Raw genomic sequence first — 25,220 nt, 5'->3', positions numbered from 1 at the left:
TAGCGTCACAGACCCCTGATATGGGCGTTGGCATGGGGTCCGCCATCATACGTCGTGCCGTCGCGATCGCGGGGCTGATCAGCGCGCTGCTGCTGGGCGGCTGCCAGACGATGTCGCGCACAGCCTTTACCTATGACGATATCGCCGCAGCCAGTCCGGACATCCGGCTGGACTTCCAGAGACCGGCAGACCGCGACCATTATGTGGCCGACGCCAACGCGGCCGCCCTGAGCTCACGAGACGGACATTTCGACCTGCTGGCCCTGTCCGGCGGGGGCGCGGTCGGGGCCTATGGCGCGGGCCTGCTGGTCGGCTGGAGCCAGCATGGCGACCGACCGGAGTTCGAGGTCGTCACCGGCGTCTCGACCGGGGCCCTGATCGCGCCCTTCGCCTTCGTCGGCCTGGATGAGGACGCCGCGCTGGAGGCCGCCTTCACCGATGGCCGCTCCGACCGTCTGCTGCAGGCGCGCTGGGCCATGTCGCTGGTGGGTCCGGGCCTGTTTCGTCAGCGCCCCTTGCGCGACCTTGTCGCCGCCTCGGTCACCGACGATCTGCTGGACCGGATCGCGGCGGGTCACCGGGCCGGACGCAGACTGTATGTCGCCACGACGAGCCTGGACACCCAGGGTCAGGTCGTCTGGGACATGGGGGCCCTAGCGGCATCGGATCGCCCGGATCGACGCCAGGTCTTCATCGACATCCTGACGGCCTCGGCCAGCATCCCCGGCGTCTTCCCTCCGGTCTTCGTGGCGCTGGCGCACGACGGACACACGGTGCGGGAGCTGCACGCCGACGGCCGGACCACCGCCAACTTCTTCATCGCGCCGGAACGTCTGATGCTGGACCCCGACCTGCTGGCGAACGCCGCCGGCGGCCGGCTGTGGGTCGCCATCAACGGGCGGCCCGACGCGCGGTTCAGCGTGGCATCCTACAGTGGCGTGGGTGTCGCGGCCCGGGGCCTGGACGCCATGATGAAGGCCTCCACCCGCATGAGCGTGGTGGCCGCCGACCAGTTCGCCCGGCTGCGCGGCCTGTCGCTGTCGGTCGCCATGGCCCCCGTGGGGTCCAGCGAGAACAACCTGCGCTTCGATCGGGCGTGGATGCAGGGACTGTTCGATCAGGGCCGGGCGGCGGCCCTCAGCGGCACGGCATGGACCCGCGATCCCGGCTTGCCCCATTAACCTCTGATTAACCACCCGGGCCAAAGCGTGTCCGTAAACATCTGATTTCGGGCATATTTCTGTGGGACACCCGGAACAATCCACAGGGTTTGTGGATTAACCCTGTCGAACGCTCCCAGAAGGGGAGCGCCCTCGCCACACCGGACGCGATGCGCCACGGGCGGCCTCAGTCTTCGGATCTGTCCACCATGTTCATCGCCATCGCCCGCCCGGCGGTGGAACCCCTCGGCCCCGACGCCGTCGCCGTCCCCGGTTCCCCCGCCATCCACGATCTGACCCCGCGCGCCCTGCATGCGCGTCTTCTGGAGAATGCCGCCCAACGGCGGCTGCGCGGCATGGAGCGAAAGCGGGCCGACCGGCTCGAGGATGCGGAATACTGGCTTCACGCCGCGCCCGTGGCGGTCCGCAAGGCCTGCGCCCTGCGCGAGGAACGCAGCTTCGCGCCCCTGCCCTGAAGGGAATCTAGCGTGCCTCGGGCAGCCGTCGCGCGAGGGACTGCCTGAGCCGCTGGAGCCGGGACATCAGGCTCCTGGGCGTCACCCGCTCACGCGCTTCCAGCCCGACGGCCCAGCGCCCGCGCACCGCTTCGGCCAGCATCGGGTGGCGATCGTGCTGGTGAACGATGGCGCTGATCGTGCCGTCGGGATTGACCACCTGCCCGTCACGAAAGGCAAACCCCTCCGCCGCCGCCAGACCGATGGTGGCGACCCGGCCGTAGTTCTCGCGCACCTCAGCCTCCACCAGCCCCATGTGGATCGCCAGGTTGCAGGCGGCCTGATCGGCCCCGAAGCTGCCGCCCATCTCCGAGCGGGGCACGGCCGCCAGCATCAGCACCGTTCGGCAGAACCGCATCATGTCGGCGCGTGGCCCCAGGATCGTGCCGACGCAGATCGCGGGTGCCCGAGCCAGGTCGTCGGCGATCGCGTCTCCGGCCAGGGCCCGCAGATACTTCATGTCGAAGGCGTGGTCGGCCAGCCGGTCGCCTTCCAGGAACACCTCCAGCCCCTCTGGCGCGGGGTCGAACGGGGCCTTCTGGAAGATCACGTCGCGCACGTCGGTCAGCAGGATGTTGCGGACATCGGGCCGCCCGGACAGACAGGCATCCACCGCCGCGAACCGGGCCATGACCGGATGGGGCCGCCAGCCCTGCGTCTGCGGCTGCGCCAGGAACCGCACGTCGTGTTCGGCGAACAGGGCCTCGACGTCGGGCCGCGCGTCGGCGGCAAGTGTGATCTCGCCATCGAAGACGCTGCGCAGCGAGCGGACGAAGGGTGCGATATGGTGGGCGTCATAGCCGGTGGCATAGCCGGCCACGACATCGACGGTGCCCGAACCCGACACCGCCTCCACCCGCGCGGATCCCAGCGCCTGGGACAGCCAGTGCAGATAGTCCGACCGGACGCTGGGCGAGGATGCCAACCTAGGCGTCCATCAGGGCCTGGAACCTGTCGAACAGATACAGGCTGTCCGTAGGCCCGGGCGAGGCCTCGGGGTGATGCTGGACGCTGAACACCGGCCGGCCCTTCAGCTGGATACCGCAGTTGGTGCCGTCGAACAGCGAAACGTGCGTCTCCACCACCGCCTCGGGCAGGCTGTCGCGGTCGACCGTGAAGCCGTGGTTCATCGACACGATCTCGACCTTGCCGGTGGTCAGATCCTTGACCGGATGGTTGGCCCCGTGGTGCCCCTGATCCATCTTCACCGTCCTGGCGCCCAGGGCGAGAGCCAGCATCTGGTGGCCGAGGCAGATCCCGAAGACCGGCTTGCCGCTGTCGACCAGCTTGCGGATCTCCGGCACGGCATAGTCGCCGGTCGCCGCCGGATCGCCCGGGCCGTTCGACAGGACGATGCCGTCCGGATGGCGCGCCAGGACCTCTTCCGCCGTCGTCGTCGCCGGGACCACCGTGATCTTCGCGCCGGTCGAGGCCAGGGCCCGCAGGATGTTGCGCTTCACCCCATAGTCCAGAACCACGACCGACTTCCTGCCGATCGTCTTCGGATGCCCTTCCGGCCATTCCCACAGCCCTTCGTCCCACTCGAACGCCTGCAGCGTCGAGGCGGGTCTAGCCAGATCGAGGCCGACCAGACCGGTCCAGGCCCTGGCCTGCTCGACCAGTGCCTCCAGATCGAAGCGGCCTTCCGGATCGTGGGCGATGACCGCATGGGGCGCGCCGTGGTCACGGATGCGCTGGGTCAGGGCGCGGGTGTCGATACCCGACAGACCCACGACGTCACGACGCTTCATCCAGGCGTCCAGACTGGCGTCCGAGCGCCAATTGGCCGGATCGGTCGGCAGGTCGCGGAAGATCGCGCCGCGCGCCGAGGTGTCCGACCCGCCACCCATCTGCTCGATGTCCTCGACGTTCGTCCCGGTATTGCCGACGTGCGGGAAGGTGAAGGCCAGGATCTGGCTCATGTAGCTGGGGTCGGTCAGGATTTCCTGATACCCGGTCATCGCGGTGTTAAAGACCACCTCGCCGAGCGCGGAGCCGGTCGCGCCGACGCCGATCCCCTGAAAGACGGTGCCGTCGGCGAGGGCCAGAACGCCGGTGCAGCCGGGCAGAAGCTGAGTGGTCATGGCCGTTCCCTTACACCGAATCCCGGCGAACAAACGGCTGGCTTGCTACAGAGCCGTCGCGGCCGGGTCAAACCCGACCGCGAAACCGTTCAGGCTGGCAGACTGCCGGCCGGAACCTCGCCGTAGGCGTTCGGCACCGGCTCACCCTTGCGGGCATACCAGATGATGAGGACGATCGTGCCGACCACCGGGATCAGGCCGAGGAAAATCCACCATGCGGTCTTGCCGATGTCGTGCAGCCGGCGGAACGTCACCGCAAGCAGGGGGATAAAGGACCCCAGGATAAAGATGGCCTGAAGCGGGCCGGACGACGAGGACGAAAAGCCATCGTCAGACCCCGCCATCTGGCCCGCGAAAACGATGCCGTCGACGATCGACAGCACACCGGCCACAACGATGTAGAACAGGATGAAATACCAGAACTCCTTGCGGTCTGACCGACCGCTGAACTGCGCGTATTTCCGATACGGCTGGATGAAGTCGTTCATGATGTCCCCCTTGATGAGGCGTCACCGTGAGGGGCCACCGGTCGCCACGCAAGTCTCTCAGGCCTGATGACGTCTGACGAAAAGCCATCCGATCGACGCTACGAGGAACAGGACGATGGCCGGCACGATATTCCCCGGTGCCGCCGCCACCACGGCCCCCACCGAAAACACCAGCCCGACAACGGCCAGGGCTCTCCAGCCCGGTGCCCGGCTGGCCCGGAACAGGCTGACGCAGCACAGGGCATACAGACAGATGGTCAGAACCGTGCAGGCCCCGATCAGCAGGGCGAACTGTCCGGCCAGCGTCGGCTGGGAGGTCATGACGATCAGGGCGGCCATGATCGCCCCGTTGATCAGGGGATTGGCCAGCGGCAACCGCCCCGGCGTCGCGGCGGATCCGAACCAGCGCGGCAGATAGCCGGCCTCGCCGGCGCTCCTCGCTGTCTCGCCGCCCAGAATGGTCCAGCCGGCAATGGTGCCAAGCGCCTTGATGACGGCGCAGGCCGCCACGAACCCGGCGACCGAGGCCCCGAACACCCGGGCCGCCAGATCGGCGAACGGGCTGGTCGAACTGGCCAGCTGTCCGGCCGGTATGACGCCGAAAACCGCCACGCTGGCGGCGACGTAGACGACCAGAGCCAGTCCCACCCCCGCGACGCTGGCGCGGCCAACGTCCTTTGCCGGGTTCCGCACCAGCCGTGACAGGGCTGCGGCGCTCTCCAGCCCGAGGAAGGACCAGAAGATCACCACGAGGGACGCCGGCACGCTTTGGGCCAGCGGCAGGCCCTGTGGCGACCAGGACGCCGCGAACGTCGTCCCGCTGAAGGCCACGACCCCCGCCCCCATGGCCAGCACGAGCGGCAACAGCCCGATCACCAGGGTAACCGCCCCCAGGCGCGCCGCGACGCGCGCTCCGGCCGCATAGGCCGCCGTCGTGATCCCGATCAGGGCGAGATTGCACAGCATCGCCGGAACGGGCTCGGCCAGCGACGGCAGGAAGAAGGCCAGATACCCGGTTCCCGCCAGGGCAACCGCCACATTGCCGGTCAGGCAGACGCCCCAGTAGGCGATGGCGGTCTGGTACCCCACGAACCGCCCCAGACCCCGGCGCGTGAAGTCGGTCAGCCCGTCCGCGTCCGGCTGGAGCCGGCCCAGCCCCGCGAACACCGCCGCCAGCACCATGGCTCCCGCCCCGCAGATCAGCCAGCCGATCAGGCTGGACGACCCGGTTGCGGCCAGGGCCACGGGTGCCAGATAGACGCCCGAGCCGATCATGTTGCCGGCCACCACCAGCGCAGCCAGGCCCCAGCCGAGCTTGCGGCCGCCGTGCCGGGCCGCCAGTGGAATCGTTTCGGTCTGGCTCATGGCAAAACGCTATGCCGGAATTCGTGTGCCGTCCCATGCGAAAACGCCACCGCTGTCGGCCGGCGTCAGACCGTCCAGCACCGTCAGCAGCCGCGCGGCCGAGGCTGCGGGCGTGAAGAGCTTTTCCGGCCTTACCCCGCGCTGGAAGGGCGCGCTCAGTCCGGTGTCGACCGTGCCGGGATGAAGGCCCGCCACGATGGCTTGCGGATGCGACCGCCCCAGCTCGATGGCAAGATTGGTCAGGATCATGTTCAGCGCCGCCTTGGACGCCCGATAGCTGTGCCAGCCGCCCAGCCGGTTGTCCCCGATAGAGCCGACCCGCGCCGACAGGGCCGCGAAGACCGCCCGCCGGTCGCGCGGCATCAGCGGGACGAAATACCTGGCGATCAGCGCAGGACCGACGGTGTTGACCCTGTAATCGCGCAACAGATGCCCGGCCGTCATCGCCCTGTAGGACCGCTCCGGTTCCTGACCGTGATGCAGCACGCCGGTGGCGACGAAGACCAGGGTGGGAACGGGCCCCTGCGCCACCCGCGCAGCGGCGGCGGCGATGGAATCCTCATCTTCCAGGTCGATGTGGTTCTCGCCCGGCGTCGACCGCGCGAAGCGATGCACGACACCGAACGCGCCCCCGGCCTCGAGCGCATCGGCGACGGCGCCCCCGATCCCGCCGGAGGCTCCGATCACCACGGCCGATGTCTTCATGTCGCTCGGGTCCATGTGAAGGCCATGCCGCGCTCCGGCCCGGGGCGCAACGCGACCGGTTGACCCCGCATCGGGCGCGCGCCAGATCACCCGTCCCGGCCGGAGCCCTCCCCATGCCCATCACCACGATCGGTCTCGATGCTGACGACACCCTCTGGCACAACGAGACGATCTTTCGGCTGACCCAGGCGCGGTTCCGCGAGCTGCTGGGCGCCTATGCCGATACGGACACGACCGAAGCCCGACTGGCCGAGGTCGAGCGGCGCAACCTTCGGCTCTACGGCTACGGCATCAAGGGCTTCACCCTGTCGATGATCGAGACGGCCATGGAGCTGTGCGAAGGCGACGCCCCCGCCTCCGTCGTGCGCGAAATCCTGGCCGCCGGGCGCGAGATGATCGCCCATCCGGTCGAAACCCTGCCCGGCGTCGACGAGACCGTGGCGCTGCTGGCCGAAACCTTTCGCCTGGTGCTGATCACCAAGGGCGATCTGCTGGATCAGGAACGCAAACTGGCGGCTTCGGGCCTCGGCGAGTTGTTCGCTGCCGTCGAGATCGTCTCGGAGAAGGACCGCGGCACCTATGATCGCGTCTTCGCCCGCCACGGCACCGGCGCGGACGAGGCGGTGATGGTCGGCAACTCCATGAAGTCAGACATCCTGCCCGCGCTGCAGGCCGGGTCCTTCGCCGTCCACATCCCCTATCCCGTCACCTGGGCGCATGAACTGGCCGATGCGCCGGAGGGTCATGCACGATACGGGGCTCTGGACACGATCACCGCCCTGCCCGCCTGGATCGCCGGCCGGACCTGAAGCGGAACCAAGGGGCTTGCCCCCCGCCCCCCCCGTCTTTAGACGGGCCGCTTAGCCGATACCCCTACCGCCACCGGCGCGCCGAACCCTTGTGGGGATGGCGTCGCCGGTTGCTTGCGCGCGAGCGAGAGACCGCACTGGACGACGACGCCATCCCCCACGACGAACGCGATGCCATGGTGCGCGCCTCGCTGGCCGAGCATGGCGACAGCGGAATCACGCCGCGCCACACCCTGTTCTACTTCCATGGCGAGGGCGACCACGACGATCTGAACGAGGTCGCACGCCGCGCCGGCTTCCTCACCCGGGGCCAGGACGACACCACCATTCTTGAAACGACCATGGCGGTGGACGAGGCGTCCTTCACGCCGGTTTCCGCCATGATGCAATCCTGGGCCGCGGCCTTCCAGCTCGATTACGACGGCTGGGAGTGCGCGGTCGTGACGAACTAGAGGAGGCTGAGATGCCCAAACGTACGGACATCAAATCCATCCTGATCATCGGGGCCGGGCCGATCGTGATCGGTCAGGCGTGCGAGTTCGATTACTCGGGCGTGCAGGCGTGCAAGGCGCTGAAGGCGGAGGGGTACCGGGTCATCCTGGTCAACTCCAACCCGGCCACGATCATGACCGATCCGGACATGGCCGATGCGACCTATATCGAGCCGATCACGCCCGAGTTCGTCGAGCGGATCATCGCCCGGGAGCGCCCCGACGCCCTCTTGCCGACCATGGGCGGGCAGACGGCGCTGAACACGGCGCTGGCGCTGGACGCGTCGGGCGCGCTGGAGAAGTACGGCGTCGAGATGATCGGGGCCCGGGCCGAGGTCATTGACAAGGCCGAGGACCGCCAGAAATTCCGCGACGCGATGGACAAGCTGGGCCTGGAATCGCCCCGCTCCAAGGCCGCGCATTCGATGGAAGAGGCGCTGGAGGGTCTGGAGTTCGTCGGCCTGCCCGCCATCGTCCGCCCCAGCTTCACCCTGGCCGGCACCGGCGGCGGCATCGCCTACAACCGCGAGGAGTTCGAGGAGATCGTCCTGCGCGGCCTCGACTTGTCCCCGACCACCGAGGTGCTGATCGAGGAAAGCGTGCTGGGCTGGAAGGAGTACGAGATGGAGGTCGTCCGCGACAAGGCGGACAACTGCATCATCATCTGCTCCATCGAGAACATCGACCCGATGGGCGTCCACACGGGCGATTCCATCACCGTCGCCCCCGCCCTGACGCTGACCGACAAGGAATATCAGCGGATGCGCACGGGCTCCATCAACGTCCTGCGCGAGATCGGCGTCGAGACGGGCGGGTCCAACGTCCAGTGGGCCATCAATCCCGCCGACGGCCGGATGGTGGTGATCGAGATGAACCCGCGCGTGTCGCGGTCCTCGGCCCTGGCGTCCAAGGCCACAGGCTTCCCCATCGCCAAGGTCGCGGCGCGTCTGGCGGTCGGCTACACCCTCGATGAGCTGACCAATGACATCACCATGGTCACCCCGGCCAGCTTCGAGCCGTCGATCGACTATGTCGTCACCAAGATCCCCCGTTTCGCCTTCGAGAAATATCCCGGTGCCGAGGCGACGCTGAGCACCTCGATGAAGTCGGTCGGGGAGGTCATGGCCATAGGCCGGACCTTCCAGGAATCGATGCAGAAGGCCCTGCGCGGGCTGGAAACGGGCCTGTCGGGCTTCGACGAGATCGAGATCGAGGGCACGGTCGATGTGGAGGACGATGCCAGCGCCCGCGCCGCCGTCGTGCGCGCGCTCGGACAGCCGACGCCCGACCGGATCCGCGTCATCGCCCAGGCCTTCCGTCACGGCCTGTCGGTCGAGGAGGTCCATGCCGCCTGTTCCTATGAGCCCTGGTTCCTGCGCCAGATCGCCGACATCGTGCGGACCGAAGGCCATGTCCGCGTCCAGGGACTGCCCACCGACCCGACAGAGCTGCGCGCGCTGAAGGCCAAGGGCTTCTCCGACGCCCGCCTGGCCCAGCTGACCGGCTCGACCGAACGCGAGGTCCGTCACGCCCGTCGCGCCCTGTCCGTGCGGCCCGTGTTCAAGCGCATCGACACCTGCGCGGCCGAGTTCAAATCGGCCACCGCCTATATGTATTCGACCTATGAGACCGGCGCCCTGGGCCAGATTCCACTCTGCGAATCCGAGCCCACCGACAGGAAGAAGGCGATCATTCTGGGCGGGGGTCCGAACCGGATCGGGCAAGGGATCGAGTTCGATTACTGCTGCTGCCACGCGGCCTTTGCCTTCGCCGACATCGGCGTCGAGTCGATCATGGTCAACTGCAACCCGGAGACCGTCTCCACCGACTACGACACCTCCGACCGGCTGTATTTCGAGCCGCTGACGGCCGAGGACGTGCTGGAGCTGATCGAGGTCGAGCGGTCGAAGGGCGAGCTGATCGGCGTCGTCGTCCAGTTCGGCGGCCAGACGCCGCTGAAGCTGGCCCATGCCCTGCACGAGGACGGCATTCCGATCCTGGGCACGTCGCTCGACTCCATCGACCTGGCCGAGGACCGCGAGCGGTTCCAGGTCATGCTGAACGACATCGGCCTGATGCAGCCGCCCAACGGCCTGGCCCGCAGCGCCCGGGAAGCCGCGGAAAAGGCGGACGAGGTCGGCTATCCCGTCGTCCTGCGCCCGTCCTACGTTCTGGGCGGACGCGGCATGATGATCGTCCACGATCGCGAGCAGCTGGACCGTTATGTCGGCGAGGCGATGCGCGTCTCGGGCGACGATCCGGTCCTGATCGACCACTATCTGAACCGCGCCACCGAGGTGGACGTCGACGCCCTGTGCGACGACGGGACGGTCTTCGTGGCCGGGGTGCTGGAACATATCGAGGAGGCCGGCGTGCACTCGGGCGACAGCGCCTGTTCGATGCCGCCCTTCTCCCTGTCGCCCGCGATCGTCGCCGAGCTGAAGCGCCAGACCGAGGCCATGGCGCGGGCGCTGAAGGTGCGCGGCCTGATGAACGTCCAGTTCGCCATCGAGGAGCCGCACAGCGAGACCCCCCGCATCTTCGTGCTGGAGGTGAACCCCCGCGCGTCCCGCACCGCGCCCTTCGTGGCCAAGACCATCGGCCAGCCGGTCGCCGCCATCGCCGCCAAGGTGATGGCCGGCGTTCCCCTGGCCTCCTTCGGCCTGAAGGACGTCCCCTATGACCATATCGCGGTCAAGGAGGCGGTCTTCCCGTTCGCCCGCTTCGCCGGGGTGGACACCATCCTGGGCCCGGAGATGCGCTCGACCGGCGAGGTCATGGGCCTGGACTTCAAACGCCCGGGCGAGACCGACATGGCCCCCGCCTTCGCCCGCGCCTTCGCCAAGTCCCAGATCGGCGGCGGCACCACCCTGCCCACGACCGGCTGCGCCTTCGTGTCGGTCAAGGATGCCGACAAACCCTATGTCGCCGACGCCGTCGCCCTGCTGCTGAAACAGGGCTTCGAGGTCATCGCCACCGGCGGCACCCACGCCTGGCTGGTCGAGCACGGTCTGGAGGTCGGCTACGTCAAGAAGGTGCTGGAGGGCCGCCCCAACATCGTCGACGCGATGAAGAACGGCGACGTCCAGCTGGTCATCAACACCACCGAGGGCAAGCAGTCGCTTCAGGACAGCTTCAGCCTTCGCCGCACCGCCCTGATGATGAAGATCCCCTACTATACGACCGCGGCCGGGGCGCTGGCGGCGGCGCAGGGGATCGGGGCGATCCAGGCGGATGCGCTGGACGTAAGGCCGATCCAGGATTTTGCGCACTGAGGTCCTTTTCCTTCGCCCCTTGCGGGAGAAGGTGGCAGCCGAAGGCTGACGGATGGGGGGTCTCACGGGCCAGTGGATTGAGGGCTGGCCGCCCTGTTGAGCCAGGACAAGACAGACGCCGCCAACGCCCTGCTGCGTGCCGCGACATCGCTGGACAGGCTGAGGCGGTCGGGGAGGTGAGGAACGGGTCGGTGCAGTGGATGCAACCACGCCCACTGACTCCAGACCTCCGCTCAGCCGTCGGCCGCATCCGCCCCCTGCCCCTCCACGATCCGCGCCGCCGCCAGATCGGCGGTGACATTGCCGACCGTGCGGAAGATGTCGGGCACGACCTCGACCGCCAGCAGCAGGGGCAGGACCTGCAGCGGGATGCCCATGGCAAGGCAGATGGGGCCGATGGAGGCGAAGAAGCTGACCTGTCCGGGCAGGCCGACGGTGCCGACGCTGATGGCGAGTGCCGCCACGCTGCCGGCCAGCAAGACCTGCGGTGACAGGGCGACGCCGAACAGCCTGGCGCAATAGATGGCGACGGCCAGGTTGGCGACGGTCGAGGTGATGCGGAACACCGCCACCGCCAGTGGCAGAACGAGACCCGCCGTCGGGGCTGAGACCCCCAGCCGCGTCGTCGCCCGCTCCACCATCACCGGCAGGCAGGCCAGGGACGACTGGGTCGAGAAGGCCACCACCTGGGCCGGGGCGACGGCCGAGGCGAACCGCGACAGGCTGATCCGGCCGAACACGACGGCGATCCCATAGGTCAGCAGGATCAGGCCGATCAGGCTGAGCACCACCAGGGCGATGTAGTGCCCCAGCACGCCGGCGGCTCCCAGCCCGGCGCGCAGGCCCACACCCATGGCGAGGGCGAACACGCCCAGCGGGGCGACCGCCAGCACCCACTGGACGATGACGATCATGGTCTGGGCCACCGCCTCGAAGAAGACGGCGACAGCCTGGCGCAGGCGCTCGGGCAGTTTGGTCGTGGCGAAGCCGAATGCGATGGCGAAGACGACGATGGCCAGGATGGCGTCGTCGGCGGCCGCCCGGATCGGATTGGACGGGGCCAGGCCCGTCAGGAAGGCCTCGAACCCGCCGCCGGTGACATTGCCAGCCACTTCGCGGGAGGCCTCCGGTGGCGCTCCGGCGATCAGGGCCCGGGCCCCTGCCGGGTCGATCGGCCACAGCATATGCAGCCCCAGCGACGAGGCGACGGCCCAGACCGTGGCGACAACCAGCAGGGCCGCGAACACCAGCACCGCCTTCAAGGCTAGCCGCCCCGAGGCCGCCGCATCGGCGATGGAGGCGATGCCGGTGACCAGAAGGCTGAAGACCAGCGGGATGATCGTCATCCTGAGCGCATTGAGCCACAGCTGGCCCAGGGCATCGACCACCGCGATCGTCCCCGTCCCGCCCGGAATGCCATACGCCTGCGCCGCCGCCCCCGCCGCCACACCCCCGACCAGGGCGATCAGCACCCACAGGCTGAGGGAGGTCAGGATGGAGCGCGTGCGGGATGAGGTCATGAGGAGACGCTAGTGCCTTCGCCGGTCTGTGGGGAGAGGGTTGCAACCAAACGATCCGCCGCCCGGTCCAGCGCCCCGTCGGAAAGGTCCGCCATCTCCACCCGGCCCAGTACCGGCCGGTCCCGCCGGGCCGACGTGCGCCGATAGGCGGGGTCGTAGTGTTCGGCGATGAGGGCGGCGGCGAGAGCCTCGAACGCGCCCTCGCGCGCCAGGGTTTTCCAGCCCGCGACGGTCTCTTTGGAATGATGCGGCGGCAGGCGGGTCAGGGCGGTCTCCAGCGCGGCCGGGTCCGCCGCGATATCGGCATAGACCCGCGCCGAGAAGGCGGCGCGGGCGGCCACGGGAGCGGACAGTTCGACCACCGGGGCCCGGCCCATGGCGGCCCACAGGGCGGGCGGGACGGTGCGAGCCCCGATGCGGCTGCTTTCGGCCTCGACGACCAGCGGGCGGCCCGGGTCCAGCCCTTCGAGCGCCACGAACAGACGGCTTTCGAACAGCTTCTGCGACGGCTGCGGACAGTCCTTCAGCGCCCCGAACAGGGAGCCGCGATGCGCAGCCAGTCCCTCCAGATCGATGACCTGAACCCCGCGCTCCGCCAGCCGGGCCAGCAGCGCCGTCTTGCCCGAACCGGTGCCGCCATCCAGCAGCACGACCTGCCGGTCCGCGCCGTCGCCATACAGGGCCGCCTGGACCCTGCGCCGCCAGGTCATGTAGCCACCGTCCAGCACCGTGACCGGCCAGCCGATCTGGTCCATCACCGCCGCCATGGCCCCCGAGCGCTGTCCGCCGCGCCAGCAGTGGACCAAGGGGCGAAAGCTGCCGTCCCGGTCCTTCAGCGCGCCGTCCAGATGGGCGGCGATGTTGCGCGCTACCTTTGCCGCCCCGATGCGCCGGGCGAGGAATTTGGACGACTGGACATAGAGGGTCCCGATCTCCGCCCGCTCCGTATCGTCCAGCACCGGCAGGTTGATGGCCCCCGGAATGTGATCCAGGGCGAACTCGGAGGGGCTGCGCACATCGATGATGGCGTGGAAGCCCGCGCGGGCCGCGGCCGACAGATCGGTCGTGCGCCGGATCAAACGACCTGCACTCCGGTGCCCTCGATCATCCGGCCGACGATGGCGGCCCGCTCGAAGCCTGCCGCACGGACCCGGGCGAGAACGCCAGGAGCTGCGTCGGGAGCCACTGCGATCAGCAGGCCGCCCGAGGTCTGCGGATCCGTCAGCAGGTCGCGTCGCCAGCCGTCGAATCCGTCCGACAAGGATACGCCCGCGCCATAGCTGTCCCAGTTCCGCCCTGAGGCCCCGGTCCGCACGCCATCGCGCGCCAGGGTCTCGACCCCGTCCAGCAGCGGCACGGCCGCCGCCTCGATCTCGACCGCCCGTCCGGACCCCCGCGCCATCTCCAGCGCATGGCCCAGAAGACCGAAGCCGGTCACATCGGTCATGGCGTGGACCGCATCGACGTCCGCCAGATCGGCCCCGACCGCGTTCAGCTCCGTCGTCGAGGCCAGCATCGTCGCATAGCCCGCCTGATCCAGCCGCCCCTGTTTCAGCGCCGCGCTGAGCACGCCCACGCCCAGCCCCTTGGTCAGGATCAGGACGTCGCCGGCCTGTGCACCCCGGTTGGTCCGCACCCGGTCGGGATGCACCAGCCCCAGGGCGACCAGCCCGTAGATCGGCTCCACGCTGTCGATCGAATGGCCCCCGGCAATCGGGATTCCCGCCTCGGCGCAGACGCTGGCCCCGCCCGCCAGGATCTGTCCGATCGTCCCGGTCGACAGCACGTTCACCGGCATCCCGACCAGGGCCAGCGCCAGGATCGGTCGCCCGCCCATGGCATAGACGTCGGACAGGGCATTGGTCGCGGCGATCCGGCCGAAGTCGAACGGATCGTCCACCACCGGCATGAAGAAGTCCGTGGTCGCCACCAGCGCCTGGGTGTCGTTCAGCCGCCAGACCGCCGCGTCATCGCTGGTCTCGGTGCCGACCATCAGGCTGGCGAAGGCCGCCGCCTGGGGCATTCCGGACAGGATGTCGCGCAGCACGCCGGGCGACAGCTTGCAGCCGCATCCCCCGCCGTGGGCGAGACTGGTCAGGCGCGGTTCGGGCGTGGTCATGCGTTAAGGTGTGGGCGAAACCGAGCAGGGTTTCAACGCCGGTGAGCCGGGGTCGAGGCGCGCGTCCGGAGCGGGCGGACCGGCTGACGCCGGGCTTGCGCTCCGTGGCGTCAACTCCGCTAAGGTGACGCGTCGTCAGCGGAGCCGCACCATGATCGTCGTCCATCACCTGAACAACTCCCGCTCGCAGCGCGTGCTGTGGCTGCTGGAAGAGATGGGCCTGCCCTATGAGGTGAAGCGCTACGGGCGCGACGCAAAGACCATGCTGGCCCCGCCCGAGCTGCGCGCCATCCACCCGCTGGGCAAGTCGCCGGTGATCCAGGACGGCGATATCGTGGTCGCCGAGACCGGCGCCATCGTCGAATATCTGCTGGAGGCCTATCCCGGGCGGGGGCTGAAACCCCAGCCGGGCTCGCCGGAAGGGCGCCGCTTCACCTACTGGCTGCACTATGCCGAGGGGTCTGCCATGACGCCCCTGCTGCTGAAACTGATCTTCGGCCAGTTGCCGACCCGGTCACCGGGTCTGGTCAGGCCACTGGTCAAGGCGATCTCGAACAAGGCCCAGACCGGCTTCATCGACCCCCAGATCGCCAGCCACACGGCCTACTGGGAGGCCGAACTGACCAAATCCGCCTGGTTCGCAGGCGAGACCTTCAGCGCCGCCGACATCATGATGAGCTTCCCGCTGGAGGCCGGGGCCAGCCGCGCGCCCTATGGCAAGGACAAGCCCCGGCTGAAGGCCTTCCTGACCGCCATCCATGCACGCCCGGCCTATCAGCAGGCGCTGGAACGCGGCGGACCCTACGCCTACGCCTGACGGTCGCCGCCCCGGCAACCATGGCGGCGTGCGGGCGTTAAGCGGCCCATGCGTCTTCGAATGATCCACATCTGTGCGGCCCTGGCCGCTGCCGTCGCCCTGTTTCTGGCCTTCATCGCCATGGGCATCGCCGTGATGTCCGGTCTCGCCGCCCTGCTCGCTGCGGGCTTGGTGGCCTGGATCGCCTACCGCGTGGCGCGCAACGCCCTGACCCGCGACCGGGCGGGCCGGGTCGCCGCCGAAAGCCCGCCCCGGGCGGTGCCCCCGCCTGCCACCTGACCCCCACCTTGAGTTTTCGGTTGGCCTGCCCTAGTGTCTTCGGCCGGTCGCGCGCGCCCAGCGACCCAGTGCTTTCGCCAGAGTTTCTCTTCAGTCCCCTCTCCGGTTTACCGGGCGACAACCCAGAAAAATCACGACCACATGGAAAAAGTGCCGATGACGGCCGAGGGATACCGCTCCCTCGACGATCAGCTTAAGCAATTGAAGTCGGTGGAACGGCCCAGCGTGATCGCCGCCATTTCCGAGGCGCGCGAACACGGCGACCTGTCGGAAAACGCTGAATATCACGCTGCGAAAGAGCGTCAGGGCTGGATCGAAGGGTCGATCGCCGAGATCGAGGACAAGATCAGCCGCGCCCAGGTCATCGACGTATCCAAGCTGAGCGGCGACCAGGTCAAGTTCGGCGCGACCGTCACCGTGGTCGACGAGGACACCGAGGAAGAGGGCCGTTACCAGATCGTCGGCGAGCATGAGGCCGATGTGAAGAAGGGCAAGATCTCGATCTCGTCGCCCATCGCACGCGCCATGATCTCCAAGTCGGTCGGCGACACGGTCGAGGTGAACACCCCCGGCGGCGTGAAGGCCTACGAAATCCTCAAGGTCGAGTGGAAATAGGCTCCGGCCCTCTTCGCATCCAGGTCGTCTCCGACGGCCGGGTCGGCATGGAAAATCAGGCACTCGGTCTGGCGGAGGCCATCGCGCGGCTGACGCCTGCAGAGATCACCGTGAAGCGCGTTCGCTGGCGGCGGGCGTTCGACTGGCTGCCGGTCGGCCTCAAGTCGCCCGGGATGCTGGACCCGGCCGGTGACGCGCCTTTTCCGACCGAGGGCCAGCCCTGGCCCGATCTGTGGATCGCTACCGGCCGCGCGACCCTGCCCCTGTCGCTGGCGGCCCGTCGTCTGAGTGGCGGCCGCACCTTCGTCGTCCAGACCCAGGACCCGCGCATCGACCCGGCCGGATTCGACCTGATCGTGGCCCCGGCCCATGACGGCCTGACCGCTCCGAATGTCGTCTCCATCACCGGCTCGCCGCACCGGATCACGCCCGGGGCCCTGGCCGCCGCCGCGCCCGCCTTCGCCGACCGGCTGGATGCCCTGTCCCGACCGCGCGTGACGGTCCTGATCGGCGGCCGCTCGAAGGCCTTCGACCTGACCGAGGACCACGCCCTGGCCCTGGCCGACCGGATCGAGGCGGCGGTGCGCGCCGTCGGCGGCGCCCTGTTGCTGAGCTTCTCGCGACGCACCCCGGCTCTGGCGCGCGCGGCGATGACGACGCGGCTTTCCGATCTGCCCGGCTGGATCTGGGACGGGAGCGGACCCAATCCGATGTTCGCCTTCCTGGAGACGGCCGACCACATCCTGGTCACCGAGGACAGCGCCAATATGGCCGCCGAGGCCGCCTCGACCGGCAAGCCCGTCCACATCCTGCCCATGATTGCACGGAAGCCGCCCGGCAAGTTCGCCCGGCTGCACGCCGACCTTGCCAAACGCGGCGCGGCGCGACCCTTCGACGACGTGCTGGAGACCTGGACCTATCCGCCACTGGCCGAGACCGACCGGGCCGCGCGGGCGGTGCTGAAGGCGATGGACAGGCGCAACTTTCCTGGGCCGCAGTCGCGGTAAGGCTCAGTCGCCTCCGCCTCCGCCTCCGCCTCCGCCGCCGCCGTCTCCACCCCCGTCAGATCCCCCGTCGCCGTGCGAGCCGTGGCCGTGGCCGTGGCCGTGACCGTGGCCGTGACCGTGGCCGTCGCTCCCGGTGCCCATGATCAGGGGAAAGATCGCGGCGTCTCCGCCATCGTCACTGCGGCGGGTTGCGCTTCGTTTGCTACCCCGCGCATCCAGCGCCAGGCCCGCGGCGATCCCCAGGGTGAACCCGATGATCAGACCGATCAGAATGCTGCCGACGACATAGCCGATGCCGGCCCCGACCGCCGCGCCCAGGGCGATGAAGATCCCGATGTAACTGCGACCCTGCATGAGACGATCCTTATCCACACCTGCGGGCATCGCGCCCGGCGGAATCAGCGACTAGATAGCACTCATGAGCCATCCCATAACCACCCGTGTCGCCATCATCGGTTCCGGCCCCGCCGGATGGACCGCCGCCATCTATGCGGCGCGGGCCAGCCTGAACCCCATCGTCATCGCCGGCATCCAGCCGGGCGGTCAGCTGACCATCACGACCGACGTGGAGAACTACCCGGGCTTCGCCGAGGTCATCCAGGGCCCCTGGCTGATGGAGCAGATGAAGGCCCAGGCCCTTCACGTCGGTACCGAGATCATCGAGGACATCGTGGTGTCCTGCGACCTGTCGCAGCGCCCCTTCCGACTGAAGCTGGACAGTGGCACCGAAATTCTGGCCGAGACGGTCATCATCTCCACCGGGGCCCAGGCCAAGTGGCTGGGTCTGGAATCCGAAGCGAAATACCAGGGCTTCGGCGTCAGCGCCTGCGCCACCTGCGACGGCTTCTTCTATCGCGGCAAGCAGGTCGTGGTGGTCGGCGGTGGCAATACGGCCGTCGAAGAGGCGCTGTTCCTGACCAATTTCGCCGCCGGGGTGACCGTGGTGCACAGGAAGGACGAGTTCCGCGCCGAAAAGATCCTGCAGGACCGGCTGTTCGCCAACCCGAAGGTCGAGGTGGTCTGGGACCACCAGGTCGACGAGATCCTGGGCCACAATGACGGGGTCGCCTCCAACGTCACCGGCGTACGACTGAAGAATGCCAAATCCGGCGAGACGCACGAGCGGTCCTGCGACGGGGTCTTCATCGCCATCGGTCACGCGCCGTCATCGGAACTGTTCCTGGGTCAGCTTGAGACCAAGCAGGGCGGCTATCTGGTCGTGAAGCCGGGCACCACCTCGACGAATGTCGAGGGCTGCTACGCCGCCGGCGACGTCACCGACGATGTCTATCGCCAGGCCGTGACCGCGGCGGGCATGGGCTGTATGGCCGCGCTGGAGGCCGTCCGCTTCCTCGCCGAGGAAGACCACGCCCGCGCCCATCATCCGATCTCCCACCATGAGGCCGAAAAGATCGGGGTCTGGTGATCTGACCTTCTGCCTGCCCGCCCCGGGGTGGGCGGCCGCTTCAGATCCGGCGTTACGCGAACAGCTGCAACTCCGGCGGCGCATATTCGACCGGGCGGCCCATGCGACGGCGAAGGGCATAGTCGACGGCGGTCTGGACCGCGCGCTCGTCGGTCGGTTTGGTCAGGACCCCGATCGTGCCGGCGACACCATCGCGCACCATACCCGGGTTGGCGGTCATGAACAGCACGGTCACACCCCTGTCCTGGCCCAGCTCGCGACCCAGTTCGATTCCCGTCGGCCCGTCCTGAAGGTGGATGTCCACCAGAGCCAGGTCGATGTCGGCTCTGGAGGCCATGACGCGCGCCGCGCGGGCGTCCGCCACGGTCCCGATCACGTCATGCCCGAGGTCCTCCAGCACGAAGCGGAGTTCCATAGCCACAAGGGCCTCGTCCTCGATGATCAGGATACGCGCAGTCATGGGTCTTTTCGTTTCAGTCTCTGTGTCAGTTCGTCCCGCTTCCGCCAGCAAACGCAAAACGCGGTTATCGGTTTCAGGAACGTTTCAGGGCCGCCCTGCGTCGTGAGAGCGCAGTGGCAGGAAGGTCGGCTTCCACGATCAAACCCTCCGGCCGCCAGCTTCGTTCCAGCCGTCCACCCAATTGACCCTCGACCGACAGGGTGGCCAGCGACGATCCAAAGCCGGAACGGACAGGCTCGCCCGTCACCGCCGGCCCGCCGATTTCCCTCCAGCTCAGGATGAAGCGGTCGTCCTCGGCGCGCGTGGTCAGAAGGACCCGCCCGTCCGGCCTCGACAGGGCCCCGTATTTCGCCGCATTGGTCGCCAGTTCGTGGAACAGCAGAGCCACCGAGGTCGCCGACTGGTCGTCGAACACGGCGTCGTCGCCCTGGATCAGCACGCGGGGCCTGCCGCTGTTGTCCGCATAGGGCACGAACAGGGCATTCAGGAAGGTGTGAAGGGTGGTGTTGCCCACCGTGGGCCGGGACACCTCCGAGTGCGGCCGCACGAACTCATGGGCGCGGGCCAGCGCCCCGATGCGGTTCCGGACGGCGGCGGCGAACGCCCTGGCCTCCGGGTGTTCCCGGGCCGACAGGGCGATCAGGGCCGAGATGACGGCGAAGATGTTCTTGATGCGGTGGCTCAGTTCCTGGCTCAGCAGGTCCTTGCCCTGCTCCATCCGCTTCAGCTCGTCGATGTCGGTGCAGGTGCCGAACCAGCGGACGACCTGACGCTCCGCGTTCCGGATCGGCGTCGCCCGACCCAGCGCCCAGCGATACACCCCGTCCGCGCGCCGCAGCCGATATTCGATCTCGTAAAGGTCGCCGGTCTCCAGCGAGTGCCGCCAGGCCGCCCGGGCGCGATCCTGGTCCTCGGGGTGGAACATGCCGCTCCATCCCTCGCCGTCGGTCGAACCGGCAGGCACGCCGGTGAACTCGTACCAGCGGGCATTGTAGTAGTCGTGGAAGCCGTCCGGTCGGGTCGACCACACCATCTGGGGCATGGAGTCGGCGATGGCCCGGAATTTCGACTCGCTTTCCGCCAGATCGGCAATGCCCTGATCGCGCTCGCGCACGGCCCGCTTCAACTCGATCTGGGCCATGACCTGACCGGCCAGAACCTCCAGCGCCTTGTCCTGGGCCGGTGTCAGGCCCTCGGGCCGCGGCCTGACGTCGTGGACGCACAGCGCCCCCAGCGGCAGACCTTCCGGCGTGCGCAGCACCTGTCCGGCATAGAAGCGCAGATGCGGTGCCCCCGTCACCAGCGGATTGTCGGCAAAGCGCACATCCCGGGTCGCATCGGCCACGACCAGCCGGTCGGTGTCGTCCTCGATCGCCCGGGCACAGAAGGACACGCCCAGCGGACTGCCCGTCATGCCGGTCCCGACCTCGGCCTTGAACCAGGCCCGATCCTCGTCGATCAGATTGACCAGGGCGATGGGCGCGTCGAACACGGTCGCCAGCAGGGACACGATGTCGTCGAAGGCGGCCTCGCGCGCCGTGTCCAGAATGCCGTAGTCCTGCAGGGCCTGAAGGCGCTCGGCTTCGGTCCAGCGGGGACGGTCTGTCTCTCGGGCGGTCAAGCGGTCTCTCTGGCGGCGCCACGAATGGCCAGGCCGTCAAATGCCTGAACCCCGCACCGGTTGCAGACGCGACCATTCAGCCGACGGGCTTGCCGACTTCCTCGACTTCCATCCGGGTCACGCCGGCCGGTGGGGGGTCCAGCGGCGCGGGCGCGATGGACGGAGCCTCGAAGGCCGCCAGGCGCGCGTTGATGGCCGCGATCTCCTCGGCCGTGCCGGGGCGCCGTCCGCCCAGGCTGGCTACGCCGACGACGCGCGTATGGCCGTCGATCTCCACGGTGCGCAGATTGGCACCGCCCCTGGCCAGCACCGCCGCATCCGCGGCATCGAGATCGCCCCCGGCCAGCAGCGTCGGCGGGGCAGCAAAGCGGGGACGCGAAAAGCGCGCCTCGTCGATCACCGGCTCATGCCCGGCATAGCGCTGCCGGAAGGCGGCGGTCTCGCCGTAGATGCCCTTCCAGCGATAGAAGATGTGCGCGCCGATCTGGGTGATCTTGGCCAGGGTCGGCGACCACCAGGGATGGACATAGTCGGCGTGATAGTGGGTCGCGGTGCCGACCTTTTCAGCAACGTGCCCGGCCAGCGCCCGCTCCGCCACCGAACGGGCCCGGTTCCAGGCCCAGCCGACAGGGGCCTGTGCGAGGGCACCGTCGCAGGTGAAGCTGAACTGGCAGCCCGTCGTCCGCTCGGCACCCTCGAACACGACTCCGCAGATGGTGTTGGGATAGTTGGGGTCGCGTACGCGGTTCAGGATGACCTGCGCCACCGCCTCCTGGCCCTCGGTGCTTTCCAGGGCCGCCTCGTAATAGACGCCCTGCGTCAGGCAGCGCAGCGCGCGCTGGCGGTCCGCCTCGCTCGCGGGACTGAACACGAACGGTTTGGCCTCGCGCAGCGCGCCCGTGTCGGACGGCATCGCCGCATTCAGGCGCTGTGCCTGCAGCCCGTTGGTGCCCAGCTCCAGCGACGGCTTGCCCGCCAGCGTCAGGCTTTCCCAGCCGGGTGTCAGACCCAGCAACGCCGGGTGGCGGTCATTGGGGTCGAAACGGATGGCCAGGGCCAGCTGCGCCGGATCCATCCGCGCCGACAGCGCGGCCAGACCACGCGAGGACAGATCGCCCTCGGTGACCCGCGCCACCGCCTCGGCCGTCCGGTCCGCATCGGAACGCGCCGTCGATCCCGCCGCCATGGCCACACCCAGCGCCGCCAGTGCGGCCGGCAGCGCCGCCGCGTAACGACGGGCACGGGTGTTCACCCGGTTCCAGTCGATCGGCGAGGCGAAGGATGGCGTCATGACGCTTTCGGGCTGGGGCGCGAGCGCCGCGAGGACGGGGCCTTAACCGCCCTTCACGGCGCTTTTCGGGCCGTTGACTACGGTTCGGTCAGCCTACCCTAGCGCCCGCCCAGGGTCGATCGCAGCATCCAGGCAAACTTTTCGTGCGCGGCCAGGCGCCGGGTCAGCAGGTCGACCGACACATCGTCCCCGTCGTCATCGGCAGCCGTAAGAGCCGTGCGGCAGGTGGCGATGACCGTCTCGTGGTCCGTCATCAGCTCCTTCAGCATGGCCGAGGCGTCCTTTTCCGAGTCGCCGTCCCTGATGGAGGTCAGGTTGCCCAGGGCGGAATGGGATTGCGGCGCGAACTCTCCCAGAGCCCGGATCCGCTCGGCGATCTCGTCCAGGGCGGTCCAGATGTCGCGGTACTGCTGCTCGAGCAGGGTGTGATAGGTGAAGAACTCCGGCCCGCGCACGTTCCAGTGATAGCCGTGGGTTTTCAGATAGATCGCGAAGCTGTCCGCGAGGACCTTGCTCAGCTCCCCGGTCACATGGGTGCGTTCGGCCCTGGTCAGGCCTGTGTCGATCGTGGCGGCGGTCATGCGAAATCCTTGTCCCTCTGGCGACCCCGGGACAGCGGGCAGACGACCGAACGCGTCTGCCCAACCCTTATCCCGGGCCTCATCAACGCGCCGGAGGGGCGCGCAGGGACGAAGAACGCACGGACTTCCCCAGCGTTGCCGCATATCGGGCGAATGCGTGGGCGAACGGCCGCAAGCGCGGGAAAGCCGGACCCGCGGCGCGGTTCTGTCTCGACCGATGGTCCCCTAGCGACGCGCCTTGCGGGCGGCGTAGCGGGCGTCGCGTGCGGCCTTCTGTTCTTCCTTGGTGAGTTGCTTGCGCTCCTTGCGAGCGGCGCGCTTCTCGGCCTCCTTGGCCTCCTCGGTCTCGCGCATGGCGGCCAGACGGGCTTCTTCACGCTCCTGCTTGATGCGGCGTTCCTCGGCCTTGGCGGCCTCGTGCTGCAGGCGCAGGGCTTCCTTCTCCGCCGCACGCTTTTCGGCCAGGCGGTCGAACTCGGGGTCGGTCACGGTCGGCTTGGGCTTGAACTTGGCGAGCAGCGCCTTCTTGGCTTCCTGCTGGGCCGTGATGCGGTCGTTGAAGCCGGTCTGTTTCAGATCTCTCATGCGGGCGGTCGGTCGTCCTTCGGGGGTTTGGGTCGCCCGTCCGGATCAGCCGGACGACGCGAACAGGGTGCGTCACGGCACCTGGCGGTCGGCAAACCCGAAACGGCGGCAAAAATCAAGCGCGCAGCCATTTCCGGAACCGCTTTGGGCACGGTTCATGGTCGACCGTCGCACCGGTGTCGCAGACGGGCCGACGCATCGGGGGCGCCGCTGGTCCTTATCCAGTGCCGGGCGCGCGACCAGGTCAGTCCGGCTTGCCGGCCTGACCGACAGCGGTTCCGGCCGCGCCACCGACCGCCGCGCCCACAGGTCCCGCCACGACCGCTCCGGCCACGGCGCCCGTGGCCGCGCGCTGTTCGATCGTCTGGCCACAGGCGGTGAGCGCCAGGGCGGAGAGCGCCAGGGAGGCGAGGATGGCGTGGCGCATGGTTTCGGTCCTTCCGGGAATGACGGTTCCGAAACGCAGGATGATCGCCCGGGTTCCACGCACCGGACCGGGCTCCAGTTCGCATGAGCGAGCGACAGTCAACAAATACAATAAAGGACAGACATCAGAGTGATTTTTTCACTTCGGGCCCTCGCTCCATGAAAGCTCTGTGCATCACGATACAGATTTGAAAACGAAAGCCATTAGCCTGTTCACAAGGCTGTGCCGATTCACCTCACCTTGAGTGAACACAGGGGGCCGGATGCTGCGCTGCAGCACGGAGTTGCGAATCAAACACATTGGTGCCATAAACGGGTGGCTTAAGGCGCTTTCTTCGATGGCTTTGCGTTCACCGAGCCTCGATTCGCAAACCGGCCCGCGACCCACCATGTCGCCCGGTTCTGCAGACGACCAAGGGGCAGCTTCCCGCCCTGCTGAATAGGACGACGCCTTTGATCCATCCCTCGCAGACGCGTGCGAATCCGCACGCCGATCGTGTGGCCCGGATTCGGCCCATGACGGCGGCAGCGGTGTTCGGCGCAGTGCTGGGGCTGGGAATCGGCTGCGCCTATCTGGGCGGCACCGTTGCCAGGGCGACCACCGTGCGCGCCCAGGCCGAACGGCTCGAGGGTGCCACCTCTGCCGGCTTCACCGAAGAGGCCCTGGCCGCAGCCGCCGGCGGTCTCGACGCCAGTGCCCTGGCCATCGCCCGTCGTCACGATCCCTATACCGTCGCCGGCTCCGCCCAGCGTGACCGCCAGGCCGAACTGCTGACCGCCCGCCTGGAGCAGCTTCGTCCGCAGCGTCTGGATGCCGGTCTGCGACGCGCCAGTCTGTCGGATGCCCCGCGGCCCTTCCATCTCGGCAACGCCCTCGATGACAGCCGTGACCTCGAATGCCTGACCCAGGCGGCTTACTACGAGGCGCGCGGCGAGGGTGCCGACGGCATGCGCGCCGTGACCCAGGTCGTGCTGAACCGCGCCCGCCACCCGGCCTTCCCGCACAGCATCTGCGGCGTCGTGTTCCAGGGTGCCGGCCGTCGGGTCGGCTGCCAGTTCAGCTTCACTTGCGACGGCTCGATGCGTGGTGCCGTCAACCGTGTCGCCTGGAACCGGGCGCGCTCCATCGCCTCGGCAGCCCTGTCCGGCTCGGTCTATGCTGGGGTCGGCAATGCGACTCACTTCCACACCACCGGCGTCTCACCGTCATGGCGGAACGCGCTGATGCGCGTCGGCCAGGTCGGCAACCACGTCTTCTACCGCTTCGGCGGTCGCTCAGGCACCACCAGCGCCTTCGCCTATCAGACGCAGCCATCGAGCGGCACCGAGATGCAACGCACCGTCTATGCCGGTATCGACCCTTCGACCAGCCTGCGTCAGGCGGGCGAGGCGATCGCCTACACGGCGCTGGTGGCACAGGAGAACCTGGCGTCCGGCACGACATCGGCCCCGGACTCAGAGGCCCCGACCAATCAGCCCGCATCGCCCCCGGTTCAGGCTCCGACCGCCCCGGCCAGGACACCGGCCCAGGTCCAGCCCGCGAGCACGCCGACGGCCTGATCGGTCGCGCGCCTGCCGGTC

26 protein-coding genes are annotated in these 25,220 nt (G+C 68.6%); 11 read left to right on the top strand and 15 right to left on the bottom strand.

All coding sequences use genetic code 11. The annotated features are described in order from the left end of the window. The first annotated feature begins 32 nt into the window (after positions 1-32). A complete protein-coding gene (locus tag O3139_RS04945) occupies positions 33-1,181 on the top strand; it encodes a patatin-like phospholipase family protein (RefSeq protein WP_269515866.1) in 1,149 nt (382 codons plus the stop codon). Positions 1,182-1,369: 188 nt separating this feature from the next. Next, positions 1,370-1,636, top strand: a complete 267-nt coding sequence (locus O3139_RS04940; RefSeq protein WP_269515865.1) for a hypothetical protein — start codon at positions 1,370-1,372, stop codon at positions 1,634-1,636. Between the two features lie 7 nt (positions 1,637-1,643). On the opposite strand, the gene O3139_RS04935 is transcribed toward O3139_RS04940, so the two are convergent. The 5 genes from O3139_RS04935 to O3139_RS04915 form a co-directional block, all read right to left on the bottom strand. After that, positions 1,644-2,600, bottom strand: coding sequence for a hypothetical protein (locus O3139_RS04935; protein WP_269515864.1), 957 nt, complete (start codon positions 2,598-2,600; stop codon positions 1,644-1,646). 1 nt (position 2,601) lies between these two features. Next, positions 2,602-3,759, bottom strand: coding sequence for a glutamine-hydrolyzing carbamoyl-phosphate synthase small subunit (gene carA / locus O3139_RS04930; protein ID WP_269515863.1), 1,158 nt, complete (start codon positions 3,757-3,759; stop codon positions 2,602-2,604). Between the two features lie 89 nt (positions 3,760-3,848). Next, positions 3,849-4,247, bottom strand: a complete 399-nt coding sequence (locus tag O3139_RS04925; protein WP_269515862.1) for a DUF805 domain-containing protein — start codon at positions 4,245-4,247, stop codon at positions 3,849-3,851. Between the two features lie 57 nt (positions 4,248-4,304). Next, positions 4,305-5,612 (bottom strand): amino acid permease, encoded by a 1,308-nt coding sequence (locus tag O3139_RS04920; RefSeq protein WP_269515861.1) that lies wholly within the window; start codon positions 5,610-5,612, stop codon positions 4,305-4,307. Between the two features lie 9 nt (positions 5,613-5,621). After that, positions 5,622-6,317: an SDR family NAD(P)-dependent oxidoreductase gene (locus O3139_RS04915; RefSeq protein WP_269515860.1), complete on the bottom strand. Its 696-nt coding sequence runs from the start codon at positions 6,315-6,317 to the stop codon at positions 5,622-5,624. Between the two features lie 113 nt (positions 6,318-6,430). On the opposite strand from O3139_RS04915, the gene O3139_RS04910 reads away from it, so the two are divergent. From O3139_RS04910 to carB, 3 genes are all read left to right on the top strand, one after another. After that, a complete protein-coding gene (locus O3139_RS04910) occupies positions 6,431-7,126 on the top strand; it encodes an HAD family hydrolase (RefSeq protein ID WP_269515859.1) in 696 nt (231 codons plus the stop codon). Positions 7,127-7,236: 110 nt separating this feature from the next. Continuing rightward, positions 7,237-7,578, top strand: a complete 342-nt coding sequence (locus O3139_RS04905; RefSeq protein ID WP_269515858.1) for a ribonuclease E inhibitor RraB — start codon at positions 7,237-7,239, stop codon at positions 7,576-7,578. Between the two features lie 11 nt (positions 7,579-7,589). Then, positions 7,590-10,892 (top strand): carbamoyl-phosphate synthase large subunit, encoded by a 3,303-nt coding sequence (gene carB, locus O3139_RS04900; RefSeq protein WP_269515857.1) that lies wholly within the window; start codon positions 7,590-7,592, stop codon positions 10,890-10,892. Between the two features lie 233 nt (positions 10,893-11,125). Here the strand turns inward: carB and O3139_RS04895 are convergent, their stop codons facing one another. The 3 genes from O3139_RS04895 to selD are packed head-to-tail and all read right to left on the bottom strand — an operon-like array spanning position 11,126 to position 14,531. After that, positions 11,126-12,412, bottom strand: coding sequence for a dicarboxylate/amino acid:cation symporter (locus O3139_RS04895; RefSeq protein ID WP_269515856.1), 1,287 nt, complete (start codon positions 12,410-12,412; stop codon positions 11,126-11,128). Next, a complete protein-coding gene (mnmH, locus tag O3139_RS04890; RefSeq protein WP_269515855.1) occupies positions 12,409-13,491 on the bottom strand; it encodes a tRNA 2-selenouridine(34) synthase MnmH in 1,083 nt (360 codons plus the stop codon). The genes O3139_RS04895 and mnmH overlap by 4 nt, the downstream gene beginning before the upstream one ends. Further along, positions 13,488-14,531 (bottom strand): selenide, water dikinase SelD, encoded by a 1,044-nt coding sequence (gene selD, locus O3139_RS04885; RefSeq protein WP_269515853.1) that lies wholly within the window; start codon positions 14,529-14,531, stop codon positions 13,488-13,490. The genes mnmH and selD overlap by 4 nt, the downstream gene beginning before the upstream one ends. 151 nt (positions 14,532-14,682) lie before the next feature. Between selD and O3139_RS04880 the strand changes: the two genes are divergently transcribed. From O3139_RS04880 to O3139_RS04865, 4 genes are all read left to right on the top strand, one after another. After that, a complete protein-coding gene (locus tag O3139_RS04880; RefSeq protein WP_269515852.1) occupies positions 14,683-15,348 on the top strand; it encodes a glutathione S-transferase family protein in 666 nt (221 codons plus the stop codon). Positions 15,349-15,396: 48 nt separating this feature from the next. After that, positions 15,397-15,627: a hypothetical protein gene (locus O3139_RS04875; RefSeq protein WP_269515851.1), complete on the top strand. Its 231-nt coding sequence runs from the start codon at positions 15,397-15,399 to the stop codon at positions 15,625-15,627. 141 nt (positions 15,628-15,768) lie between these two features. Next, a complete protein-coding gene (greA, locus tag O3139_RS04870) occupies positions 15,769-16,242 on the top strand; it encodes a transcription elongation factor GreA (protein ID WP_269515850.1) in 474 nt (157 codons plus the stop codon). A 47-nt stretch (positions 16,243-16,289) separates the two neighbouring features. Beyond that, positions 16,290-17,249 (top strand): mitochondrial fission ELM1 family protein, encoded by a 960-nt coding sequence (locus O3139_RS04865; protein ID WP_269515849.1) that lies wholly within the window; start codon positions 16,290-16,292, stop codon positions 17,247-17,249. A gap of 3 nt (positions 17,250-17,252) precedes the next feature. Here the strand turns inward: O3139_RS04865 and O3139_RS04860 are convergent, their stop codons facing one another. Next, positions 17,253-17,603 carry a hypothetical protein gene (locus tag O3139_RS04860; protein WP_269515848.1) on the bottom strand — a complete coding sequence of 117 codons (351 nt, stop codon included), beginning with the start codon at positions 17,601-17,603 and terminating at the stop codon, positions 17,253-17,255. 64 nt (positions 17,604-17,667) lie between these two features. Here O3139_RS04860 and trxB point away from each other — a divergent pair, with 64 nt between their 5' ends. Continuing rightward, positions 17,668-18,675 carry a thioredoxin-disulfide reductase gene (gene trxB, locus O3139_RS04855; protein ID WP_269515847.1) on the top strand — a complete coding sequence of 336 codons (1,008 nt, stop codon included), beginning with the start codon at positions 17,668-17,670 and terminating at the stop codon, positions 18,673-18,675. A gap of 52 nt (positions 18,676-18,727) precedes the next feature. Here the strand turns inward: trxB and O3139_RS04850 are convergent, their stop codons facing one another. The 6 genes from O3139_RS04850 to O3139_RS04825 all read right to left on the bottom strand — a co-directional run bounded on the left by O3139_RS04850 (position 18,728) and on the right by O3139_RS04825 (position 23,640). Next, the gene (locus tag O3139_RS04850; RefSeq protein WP_269515846.1) at positions 18,728-19,135 is read right to left on the bottom strand and encodes a response regulator; all 408 of its coding nucleotides are present in this window, start codon (positions 19,133-19,135) and stop codon (positions 18,728-18,730) included. A gap of 73 nt (positions 19,136-19,208) precedes the next feature. Next, the gene (locus O3139_RS04845) at positions 19,209-20,756 is read right to left on the bottom strand and encodes a sensor histidine kinase (protein WP_269515845.1); all 1,548 of its coding nucleotides are present in this window, start codon (positions 20,754-20,756) and stop codon (positions 19,209-19,211) included. A gap of 76 nt (positions 20,757-20,832) precedes the next feature. Next, the gene (locus tag O3139_RS04840; RefSeq protein WP_269515844.1) at positions 20,833-22,047 is read right to left on the bottom strand and encodes a cell wall hydrolase; all 1,215 of its coding nucleotides are present in this window, start codon (positions 22,045-22,047) and stop codon (positions 20,833-20,835) included. 98 nt (positions 22,048-22,145) lie between these two features. Next, the gene (locus tag O3139_RS04835) at positions 22,146-22,628 is read right to left on the bottom strand and encodes a Dps family protein (RefSeq protein ID WP_269515843.1); all 483 of its coding nucleotides are present in this window, start codon (positions 22,626-22,628) and stop codon (positions 22,146-22,148) included. A gap of 225 nt (positions 22,629-22,853) precedes the next feature. Then, on the bottom strand, positions 22,854-23,213 hold the full coding sequence (locus O3139_RS04830) for a DUF6481 family protein (RefSeq protein ID WP_269515842.1): 360 nt from the start codon (positions 23,211-23,213) through the stop codon (positions 22,854-22,856). Between the two features lie 244 nt (positions 23,214-23,457). Then, positions 23,458-23,640: a hypothetical protein gene (locus O3139_RS04825; RefSeq protein WP_269515841.1), complete on the bottom strand. Its 183-nt coding sequence runs from the start codon at positions 23,638-23,640 to the stop codon at positions 23,458-23,460. 515 nt (positions 23,641-24,155) lie between these two features. Between O3139_RS04825 and O3139_RS04820 the strand changes: the two genes are divergently transcribed. After that, positions 24,156-25,199, top strand: a complete 1,044-nt coding sequence (locus O3139_RS04820) for a cell wall hydrolase (RefSeq protein WP_269515840.1) — start codon at positions 24,156-24,158, stop codon at positions 25,197-25,199. Positions 25,200-25,220: the final 21 nt, after the last annotated feature.

The sequence above is a fragment of the Brevundimonas subvibrioides genome, assembly GCF_027271155.1.
GTDB lineage: Bacteria > Pseudomonadota > Alphaproteobacteria > Caulobacterales > Caulobacteraceae > Brevundimonas > Brevundimonas subvibrioides_D.
This window is presented reverse-complemented; position numbering and strand designations above follow the sequence as displayed.